This window comes from Nonomuraea sp. 3N208 (assembly GCF_052245935.1).
Taxonomy (GTDB): domain Bacteria; phylum Actinomycetota; class Actinomycetes; order Streptosporangiales; family Streptosporangiaceae; genus Nonomuraea.
This window is the reverse complement of sequence record NZ_JBQQBR010000096.1, coordinates 1-9536: the sequence shown is the minus strand read 5'-3', so window position 1 is coordinate 9536 and position 9536 is coordinate 1. Positions and strand designations below refer to the sequence as shown.

Below are 9536 nucleotides of genomic sequence, written 5' to 3'. Positions count from 1 at the left end.
GCGTCCTTGGGCTCCTTGCGTGCCACTGCGGCGTCCTCCAGGTCGATCTCCGTCGATGCCTGGATCACAGTACTCATCAGGTGCGTTCTCCTTGATCAGGAGTTACACCGAAAACCGTACAGTCCCGCGCGCCCAGGTGCTCACGAGAGTTCTCTTCTACGCAGAAGGGCACGCAGCCGCAAGTCGGGGTGAGCCTGGCCGGATGTGGCGTCAACGATCACCGCTGCGCCGATCCACGTCGCGCCGCTGTCTTCGACGATCCGGCGCGCGGTCTGAGCGGTTGCCGCGGTCTCCACCCAGTCGTCCACGAACAGCACCCGATGTCCGGGACGCAAGACGCGCCGCTGCACCACCCAATCCAGCGTTCGGTTGGCGAAGTCGGGCGGAGTGCTACGGGTCAGGACCCGATCCTGGACGAGGATCCGATCCCCGAAGTCACCGTCAGCGCGACCCTTCCGCATTTCCACGAAACCGGCATTCGCCTGAAGAGCGACGAGCGGCCCGATGATGAAGCCGCTGGCTTCCGGTCCGATCACTACGCTGGGACGGGTATGCGCGTGAAGGTGCGCCAGAGCCGCGCCAAGACCCGACAGCACATCGGCGTGCGCCCACCAAGCGGCGATATCCGCGCCGTCATCTCGCCACGTGAACAACGTGCGAAGACGCGCCACGAGCGTGTCGGCTTCAGGCCTCACATCCACATTGAGATCATTCGCGGGACGCAGGTCCGCCGTCCAACCATTTTCCTGAGACGGACCCCGATCTCACCGGTTCACGCCGAGCCCTGGAGCCCTTGTCAAGCGGGTGCGCGGCCGACGAGACCTGGCGCGGGCGGCGGGACGTGCCTGCCGCCCAGCACCTGCGAAGGTCAGAGGCGGCAGGCGTAGATGTCGGTGACCAGGATGGCCCTAGCACCGATGTCCCACAGCTGGTCCATGACCTGCTGGTGGCCCTTGCGCCGGACCATGGCGCGGACGGCGACCCAGCCCTCACGGTGCAGCGGTGAGACCGTCGGCCCCTCCATGCCGGGCGTGAGCGCGATGGCCTCCTCGATCCGCTCGGCGCGGATGTCGTAGTCCATCATGACGAAGTCGCGGGCGTGCACGACGCCCTGGAAGCGGCGGACAAGCTGGCCGGCGACGGACGTCTCCAACGCCCCCTCGCGCCTGATCAGCACGGCCTCCGAGCGCATGATCGGGTCGCCGAACACTTCCAGGCCGACGTTGCGCAGCGTGGTACCGGTCTCCACGACGTCGGCCACCGCGTCGGCCACGCCGAGCCTGATGGCGGTCTCGACGGCGCCGTCCAGCTTGATCACGCGGGCGTCCACGCCCTGGTCGGACAGGTATTTCTCGAGCAGGCCCGAGTAGGAGGTGGCGATGCGGCGGCCGTCGAGGTCCTGGACCGACGTCATCGTGCCGGCCGCGGCGGCCAGGCGGAAGGTGGAGCCGCCGAAGCCGAGCGGCATGATCTCCTCGACCGGCGCGCCGGAGTCGACCAGCATGTCGCGGCCGGTGATGCCGAGGTCGAGCGTGCCCTCCCCGACGTAGACGGCGATGTCGCGGGGGCGCAGGAAGAACAGCTCGCAGCCGTTGTCCTGGTCGACGATGACCAGCTCCTTGCTGTCCCTGCGCGACCGGTAGCCGGCCTCTTTGAGCATGTGCTGGGCGGCCTCGCTGAGCGCGCCCTTGTTAGGTACTGCCAGACGCAGCATGTCAGGTCCTCAGTTTTCTCTCGCTTCTCCAGGGTCGGCGGCGGCGGGCGCTCCGCGCCCTAAAGATGCTTGTAGACCTGGTCGAGACCGATGCCTTTGGCGATCATGAGCACCTGCACGTGGTAGAGGAGCTGCGAGATCTCCTCGGCGGCCCTGTCGTCTGACTCGTGCTCGGCGGCCATCCAGCTCTCGGCGGCCTCCTCGACGACCTTCTTGCCGATGGCATGGACGCCGGCGTCGAGCGCGGCCACGGTGCCCGAGCCCGCGGGCCGGGTCCGGGCCTTCTCTGACAGCTCGGCGAACAGCTCTTCGAAGGTCTTCATGGTCTCTCTCGTCGGTCGGCTGACGTGCTTGTTAAGAGTAGTCTGCGACAGGGCGTGCCGCCGCCCCGCGTCCGCCACGCGAGACGGCGCATCTCACCCGAGCGCCTTCCTCGCGCGCGCGATCCTCTCCATGGCCTGGACGGACTCGCCGCCCTCGTGCCCGTTGTACGGATAGACCTTGATCTCCTTTTCGCCGGCGTAGTGGTTGTACGCGGCGAACACCGTGGACGGCGGTGTGATCCCGTCCTGGAGCCCGACGGAGAACAACGCGGGCGTGGTGGCGCGGGCGGCGAAGTTGACCCCGTCGAAATAGGAGAGGGTCTCGAAGACCGGCTCGACCCGGTCCTTGAACGACCGGCAGTAGGCGGCGAGCTCGGCGTACGGATATTCGGCGGTGATCTCGGTGGCGTGCCTGATGTGCGACATGAACGGGACGTCGATGAAGGCGCAGGCAAGCTCGGGTGCCAGCGCTGAGGCGGCCAGGGCGATGGCGCCGCCCTGGCTGGCGCCGCCGACCGCGATCGCGCCCACCCGCGGATGCGCCCTGGCGGCCTCGACCGCGCGCACTGCGTCGGTGTAGAGCCGCCGATAGTAATAGGTGTCCGGGTCGTGGATGCCGCTGGTCATGACGCCGGGCGTCTGCGGGCCGCTGCCGGGGAAGGGATCGGCGGTGTCGCCGCGCCGCCAACCGCCGGCGCCCTGCCCCCTGCTGTCCATGGCGAACACCGCGTAGCCGACGCTGGGCCACAGCAGCCAGTCGATCGGCAGCCCGCGTCCGCCGCCATAGCCCTGGTACTCGACGACGCACGGCACCGGGCCGTCGGCGTGGCGCGGCAGCAGGAGCCACCCCTTGATCGGGTGGCCGCCGAACCCGGCGAAGGTGACGTCGTACACCTCGGCGACGGTCAGCTCGGACGGCACGGGGGTGAAGGCGGGGGCGAGGTCGTGCGTGCGGGCCTCGGTGAGCGTGCGCTGCCAGAAGGCGTCGAAATCGGCGGGCTCGGCGCGTTCGGGGAGGTACTCGCGCAGCTGCGTGAGCGGCATGTCGACGAACATGGGGGGCGCTCCTCGGGACACGGTCGGACGAGATGCTCATACCGTACGGGTGATCGGGCCGACGGCGTGCGGGCGGTCGTACGCATGGGCCTCGGCTCCTGGTCAGGGGGCGTGTGTCCTGACGATATCGCTGATACGGTTCAGTGAAAATTTCAGAGAGGAGCACGGGTGAAGAGGCCGACGATCGCCGACATCGCGAAGCGGGCCGGTGTGTCCAAGGGGGCCGTCTCCTACGCGCTGAACGGCCAGCCCGGTGTCTCTGAGGAGACCAGAGCCCGCATCCAGGCGATCGCGCAGGAGATCGGCTGGCGGCCGAACGTGGCCGCGCGCTCGCTCAGCGGCGCCAGGGCCGACGCCATCGGCCTGGTTCTGTGCCGACCGGCCCGTTTTCTCGGCGTGGAGCCGTTCTTCATGGAGCTGATCAGCGGCATCGAGGGTGAGCTGGCGGCCAGCTCGTGCGCGCTGATGCTCCAGGTGGTGCCCGACCACGAGGCCGAGATCGCGGTCTACCGGCGCTGGTGGGGCGAGGGCAGGGTGGACGGCGCGATCCTGGTCGACCTGCACGCCGACGATCCCCGGATCCCGGTGGTCGAGCAGCTCGGCATGCCTGCGGTCGTGACGGGGCACCCGTCGGGCACCGGCTCGCTGCCCGCGGTGTGGTCGGACGAGGTGGTCGTGTTGCGCGAGGTGATCGAGTATCTTGCGGCGCTCGGCCACCGGCACATCGCCAGGGTGGCCGGGCTGCCGGCGCTGCTCCACACCAGGATCAGGGACGAGGCGTTCGCGGAGCTCTGCGCCGAGTCGGGTGTAAGCGAGCATCCGGTCGCCCACACCGACTACACGGGCGAGCAGGGGGCCCGGGCGACCCGGCGGCTGCTCAGCTCCCGGGCCAGGCCCAGCGCGATCGTCTACGACAACGACATCATGGCGGTTGCGGGTCTGTCGGTCGCCCAGGAGATGCGCCTCGACGTCCCCGCCGAGCTGTCGATCGTGGCCTGGGACGACTCGCCGCTCTCCCAGGTGGTGCGGCCGTCGCTGACCGCGGTGACCCGGGACATCCCCGCCGGCGGCGCGCACGCCGCGCGGACCCTGCTCCGGCTGATCGAAAGCGGGGAGACGGGGAGCCTGGAGGGGCCGCCGGCGAGCCTGCTGCCCCGGGGCAGCACCGCTCCCGCGCGGATGTGACCGAACCGTTTCATGGACCGTTTCCCCACAGGTCAGAGCCGTGTTGAGCGGAAACCTCCTGACAACGTTGTCGTCGAGCTATTGTAACTTACCCGTTTAAGTGGTGTGATCCCTAAACATATGAATTGGGCGCCGGTCGTGGGATGCCCTCGCACATCCGCACGCCCCCCGAAGGCGCCCATCCGACCGATAGATCGGATGGCCCATGCGACGAACAATGGCAGCTTGCAGCACGGTCCTGTTGGCGGTTCTGAGCGCGGCCTGCGCCACCAGCGGCCAGACGCAGACCCAGCAGGCGGACCAGAACACCAACGCCCCCGTGACCCTGTCCTTCTGGTCCACGGGCGGTGACGACGAGACCGCGACCTTCCAGAAGGCCGCCGACCTCTACAAGCAGAAGCACCCGAACGTGACGGTCAAGGTGCAGACCCTGTCGTGGTCCGACGCGTACGCCAAGCTGCTGGCGGCGGCCACCAGCCGCAGCGGACCCGACATCATCTCCGGCGGCATGACCTGGACCATCCAGTTCGGCGTCAAGGGCGCCATGGTGGACCTGCGCAAGCACGGCCTCGACTCGCTCAAGGCGCAGGCCCTGCCCGCCCAGTGGGAGTCGGCCATCTCCCCCGACGGCTCGGTGTTCGGCGTGCCGCTGGACATGTCGACCCTCGCCCTCTACTACCGCACCGACCTGCTGGAGCAGGCCAAGGTCGAGCCGCCCAAGACCTGGGAGGAGCTGACCGCGGCCATCGGCAAGCTCAAGGCGTCCGGGATCAAGAAGCCCTACAGCCAGGACTGGGGCAACCTCGACTGGATCGGCTACTTCAACTACCTCTACCAGGCGGGCGGATCGTTCTACACCGCCGACTGCAAGCCCTCGCTCAACACCCCGCAGGCCGAGCAGGCGCTGAAGTACTGGGTGGACCTCTATGGCGAGCACGGTGCGCCCACCGCCACCGTGGAGGGCGCCGACGCGCTGGACACCGGCACCGCGATGGTGGTGGCGGGCAACTGGATCGCCAAGGGCATCGACATCAACAAGCCCAAGCTGAAGGGCAAGTGGGCGATGACCACGATCCCCGCGGGCCCCGCCGGGCCGACCACGTTCATCGGCGGCCGGGCCATCGGCGTGACCTCCTTCAGCAAGTACGTCCAGACGAGCACGGACTTCGTCAAGTTCATGTACAGCGACGAAGCGATCAGCGCGATCGCGGACGAGGCCAGGAAGCGGAACATCTCCTATATCCCGCCGCGCCCCGACAAGATCGTGAACGGGTCGGTGTTCACTCCTGAGCAGGCCCAGGTGTTCGAAGCCGCGATCAAGGCCGGCAAGGCCGCGCCGGGCTGCCCCGGCTGGGACGAGAGCGCGCCGGACGTGACCAAGCAGCTCCAGTCGGCGATCCTCGGCAAGGCGGACGTCAAGACCGCGCTGACGGAAGCCGCCAAGGTCATGGAGCGCAACGCCGGATAGTCGCCCCGCCGGGACCGGCGTGGCCCGGTCCCGGCCCCTGATCCAGGAGTCTGACATGGCCTCCCCCATCCCCCTGCGCGGCAGGCTGCGCCGCTACGGCACCTCGTACGCGATGCTGCTGCCGTTCCTCGCCTTGTTCGCGGGGTTCCTGCTCTGGCCGCTGGCCAACTCGCTCTACCTGAGCTTCACCAAGTTCGACGGGATCAATCCCGCGGCGTTCACCGGTGTGGACAACTTCGTGCAGCTGGCGTCGGACGCCAGGTTCCGCCACGCGCTGGGCAACACGGCCCTGTACGTGGTGGGGTCGGTCGTGTTCGGCACGCTGCTGTCACTAGGCCTGGCGCTGGCGTTCAACGGCAGCAGTTGGCCACACCGGATCATGCGCACCCTGTTCTTCCTGCCCTCGGTGACCTCCTCCATCGCGCTCATGCTGATGTGGAAGTGGGTTCTGTACCCCAGCGACGTGGGCCTGGCCAACACGATCGTGGACTGGTTCGGCGGCAATGCCGTCGCCTGGCTGGCCACACCGGGCCTGACGATCCCGATCCTGGTGCTGATGTCGGTGTGGGGCGGCATGGGCTACGGCATGGTGCTGTACGTCGCCGGGCTCGGCTCGATCCCCGAGGAGTACTACGAGGCCGCCAAAATCGACGGCGCGTCCGCCTGGCGGCAGTTCCGCCACATCACGCTGCCGCTGCTGCGCCCCGTCACCACGTACGTGGTGGTGACCGGCCTGATCGGCGCCTTCCAGGTGTTCGAGGCCGTCTACATCGTGTTCAGTCAGGGCGCCAACACCATCGGCGGCGTGCTCGACTCGGGCCTGATGATCGTCCCCTACCTCTACGACCAGGGATTCACCCACTTCAGGCTGGGCTACGCCTCCGCGATCGCGTGGGTGCTCTTCCTGATCATCTTCGTGCTCAGCCTCGTCAACCTGCGCGTGGGCCGCGCCATGAAGGAGCTGTGATGGCCGTCGCCCCCATGGACACGATCGCCCCGGTCCAGCAGTCCCCGCACAGAACGAAGACCGGCGGCGGCCGGCGCTCCCGGATCAACGGGCACTTGCTGCGCCTGCCGTTCTACCTCCTGGCACTGACGATGATCGCGCCGTTCTACTGGCTGCTCATCACGGTGTTCAAACCACCGCGGGAGCTGGCCAGGACGCCGCCGTCGTTCGTGCCGGAGTCCCCCACGTTCGCCAACTTCTACGACCCGGAGTGGAGCCTCCAAGCGATCAATCCCGGCCACCTGCAGGGCATCTTCCAGCGTTATCAGGTGGACTTCGGGTTCTGGCGGTTCATGTTCAACAGCATCTTCATCACCACCACCATCACCGTCGGGTCGCTGCTGATCTGCTCCCTGGCCGCGTACGTGATCGCAAAGCACGACATCAAGGGGCGCCGCACCATCTTCCTGTTGATCATCGCCTCGATGATGGTGCCCTGGCAGACCACGCTGATCCCGAACTACGTGATCATGCGGAACCTGGGCTGGCTGGACAGCTACCCGGCCTACATCGTCCCGGCGCTGGCCAAGGCGTTCGTGCTGTTCTTCCTGGTGCAGTTCCTGCAGTCGATACCGAACGAGCTGATCCAGGCGGCCAGGGTGGACGGCGCCGGGGAGTGGCGGATCTGGTGGAGGATCGTGCTGCCGCTGCTACGGCCGGCACTCGCCGCGATGTCGATCTTCATCGTACTGGCGGAGTGGAACAACTTCCTGTGGCCGCTCATCATCGTGCAAAGCGACGAGATGGCGAACATCCCCGTCGCGCTGGCCAGGCTCAACTCCTACTTCGGAGGGCCGGACCACCAAGGCGCGATCATGGCGGGCGGGCTGCTCGCGTCGGTTCCGACGATCGTCTTCTTCCTGGTCTTCCAGAAGTACTTCACCAGAGGCATCGCGCTCAGCGGAATCAAGGGCTGACCGTTCCTAGGCGGGTTGGCCGGTGTTGGCCGCATCGTCGTGGACCGGGCCCGGGCTGGGTCCGGGTGCACCCCGAACGGTCTTGGGTGCTGGGAACAGCGCGGGCTGGCCACCTCGGCCCCGGCAGGTCTTGCCGCCCCCGGGAGGCGTGCCTGCGGTCCTGGGCGGGCTCGCGGTCCCGTGCGCCGGCGGGCGGGATGCGGTCTGGCCGGTAGCTCTCCGTGCCGCCATCCTCTGGTGGCGGGCGGTCACACCTGGCCGACGCCGGATCCCGTGTCCGAAAGCGCGTCGTCCGATCGCCACCGCAGCGGCATGGTGCCGGGTGGCCGTGCTCTGCTTGGTCTGCTGCTTGAGGGGGCGTTGCCAGTGCTGGCCACCCCACTTGGAGGTGTAGGCCGGGTCGACGGCGACCACGACCAGACCGCGGTGGTAGGCCATGCCGCGCAACCGCTCCCGAAAGCGTGCGGTGGGAATGCCGGCGACGGTGCGGCGGAAGCTCTTGCCCCGCTTGCCGCGTCCCATGGTCTCCCGGCCGGTGGCGCGGGCGTCATCGAAGCCCAGGTTCTCGATCGCGATACCGACGCAGCCATGCCGGTGCGCGAGGTGGATCAGGTCGCTGATCGCGTGCCGCAGCCGTCCGTCGCGCTGGGAGGCGGGCCCGGTCAGCTCGGTGCGGATCGTGATGGGCTGGCCGATCGGATTGCCGCAGGCGTCCACGACGCAGGCGGCCACGTGGTCGCCGTTGAGGTCCACGCTCAGCAACCGCGCCCCGGAGGCGGCCAGCCGGTCCGGGGACGGCAAGGTCGGGGTATCGGCGGACCAGGAGGCGTCCAGATACCAGCGTTCCCGCTCCGGGTCGTAGGTGATATCATAGCGCACCGCCCGGCTGGCCTGCACGCGATCCAGCCACTCCTCGCGCCGGTGGTGAAAACCCACCGTGGCCGCCAGCCGGTAGCGGCCCCGAGGGGCGTTGGCCAGGTGCCGCAGCGGCTCCGGCAGCACGATCGTCACCGAGCCGTCACCGGGGTCGACGGTGATGGTGTAGTTCCCGAACGGCGCTCCGGACTCCCCGTCGGCGGTCAGGAACATCCGCCGCGCCTCCCACCGCCAGCGCCACTCCTGCTCGGAGAGATCGGCGTCGGCAAGATTGTGCCGGAGTTTGGCCAGCCGGCGGCCGCCGACCACGATCGCCGGTCGGCCCTGTGCGATACGGTCCTCGACGCGTGCCAGCCGGGCGGTGAGCACCTGCAGCCGGCGCTGCTTGTTCCACCGCTCCTCCTGATCGGCGTACCCGCGCACGCGACCCTTGCGCTTGCCGCACGGCACCGCCAGCCGCTTGCTGATCGTGGCTATGGCGCGGCGCAGGCCAGCGCGCTGGTCGTGCATGCAGCGCAGCGCCAGCTGGTACTGATCCTCCGAGGTACGGGTCATCGCCCCGGCCCACCGCGACGAGGACACCGCGGTGAGCCTCCTCTTCCGCTCCGCCCTCCGGTTCCGTGCGACCGCGACATCCCCACTACGGATGCGCTCGGCCAGATCAGCGCGGGCATGGCTGCCCAGATGACGGCCGACAGCGGTCAAGACCTCGACGTCACGCTCGGACAGCCGAAGACGATCCCGGATCCGCGCCCCAGCAGGTGGGGCGATGGTGAACGGTGCCGCGATCGCCCGCAGCCTCTTCCGATACCTGGAATGCCAGCACTCACGAACCGTTCCTAAACAGTAGCCAGGAGTGACATCTGATGCCACGTCCCGGAACTGCGCGCATCCCGAACGGTTTTGGATGCGCTGGTCTCCCGCGTTCTCGTTCCCTCCGTCCGGCGATGTGCATCGTGTGCACGTTCCGTGACGGGGTGGCGGGGTTCCT

Annotated in this window: 9 protein-coding genes; 4 read left to right on the top strand and 5 right to left on the bottom strand. The window is 68.4% G+C overall.

Annotated elements, in window-relative coordinates; genetic code table 11:
• Positions 1-140 precede the first annotated feature (140 nt).
• From ACTWPT_RS58980 to ACTWPT_RS58965, 4 genes are all read right to left on the bottom strand, one after another.
• On the bottom strand, positions 141-701 hold the full coding sequence (locus ACTWPT_RS58980) for a phosphoribosyltransferase family protein (protein WP_443186301.1): 561 nt from the start codon (positions 699-701) through the stop codon (positions 141-143).
• Between the two features lie 167 nt (positions 702-868).
• Positions 869-1714 (bottom strand): ATP phosphoribosyltransferase, encoded by an 846-nt coding sequence (gene hisG, locus ACTWPT_RS58975; RefSeq protein WP_443186300.1) that lies wholly within the window; start codon positions 1712-1714, stop codon positions 869-871.
• Positions 1715-1773: 59 nt separating this feature from the next.
• The gene (locus ACTWPT_RS58970) at positions 1774-2037 is read right to left on the bottom strand and encodes a phosphoribosyl-ATP diphosphatase (protein WP_020547470.1); all 264 of its coding nucleotides are present in this window, start codon (positions 2035-2037) and stop codon (positions 1774-1776) included.
• Between the two features lie 93 nt (positions 2038-2130).
• Positions 2131-3093 (bottom strand): acetylxylan esterase, encoded by a 963-nt coding sequence (locus ACTWPT_RS58965; protein WP_443186299.1) that lies wholly within the window; start codon positions 3091-3093, stop codon positions 2131-2133.
• Between the two features lie 168 nt (positions 3094-3261).
• Between ACTWPT_RS58965 and ACTWPT_RS58960 the strand changes: the two genes are divergently transcribed.
• The 4 genes from ACTWPT_RS58960 to ACTWPT_RS58945 all read left to right on the top strand — a co-directional run bounded on the left by ACTWPT_RS58960 (position 3262) and on the right by ACTWPT_RS58945 (position 7669).
• Complete coding sequence (locus tag ACTWPT_RS58960; RefSeq protein WP_443186298.1) at positions 3262-4278, top strand: LacI family DNA-binding transcriptional regulator; 1017 nt, start codon at positions 3262-3264, stop codon at positions 4276-4278.
• Positions 4279-4519: 241 nt separating this feature from the next.
• A complete protein-coding gene (locus ACTWPT_RS58955; RefSeq protein ID WP_443186297.1) occupies positions 4520-5746 on the top strand; it encodes an extracellular solute-binding protein in 1227 nt (408 codons plus the stop codon).
• Positions 5747-5801: 55 nt separating this feature from the next.
• Positions 5802-6713, top strand: a complete 912-nt coding sequence (locus ACTWPT_RS58950) for a carbohydrate ABC transporter permease (RefSeq protein ID WP_443186296.1) — start codon at positions 5802-5804, stop codon at positions 6711-6713.
• A complete protein-coding gene (locus tag ACTWPT_RS58945; protein WP_443186295.1) occupies positions 6713-7669 on the top strand; it encodes a carbohydrate ABC transporter permease in 957 nt (318 codons plus the stop codon). The genes ACTWPT_RS58950 and ACTWPT_RS58945 overlap by 1 nt, the downstream gene beginning before the upstream one ends.
• Positions 7670-7675: 6 nt before the next feature.
• Here ACTWPT_RS58945 and ACTWPT_RS58940 read toward each other — a convergent pair whose 3' ends face one another.
• Positions 7676-9127 (bottom strand): IS200/IS605 family accessory protein TnpB-related protein, encoded by a 1452-nt coding sequence (locus ACTWPT_RS58940; RefSeq protein WP_443186294.1) that lies wholly within the window; start codon positions 9125-9127, stop codon positions 7676-7678.
• Between the last annotated feature and the right edge of the window lie 409 nt (positions 9128-9536).

Excerpts from the sequence above, each read along its gene's own strand:
- hisG (WP_443186300.1), bottom strand. The coding sequence starts at position 1,714 with ATGCTGCGTCTGGCAGTACCTAACAAGGGCGCGCTCAGCGAGGCCGCC.
- ACTWPT_RS58970 (WP_020547470.1), bottom strand. The coding sequence starts at position 2,037 with ATGAAGACCTTCGAAGAGCTGTTCGCCGAGCTGTCAGAGAAGGCCCGG.
- ACTWPT_RS58965 (WP_443186299.1), bottom strand. The coding sequence starts at position 3,093 with ATGTTCGTCGACATGCCGCTCACGCAGCTGCGCGAGTACCTCCCCGAA.
- ACTWPT_RS58950 (WP_443186296.1), top strand. The coding sequence starts at position 5,802 with ATGGCCTCCCCCATCCCCCTGCGCGGCAGGCTGCGCCGCTACGGCACC.
- ACTWPT_RS58945 (WP_443186295.1), top strand. The coding sequence starts at position 6,713 with ATGGCCGTCGCCCCCATGGACACGATCGCCCCGGTCCAGCAGTCCCCG.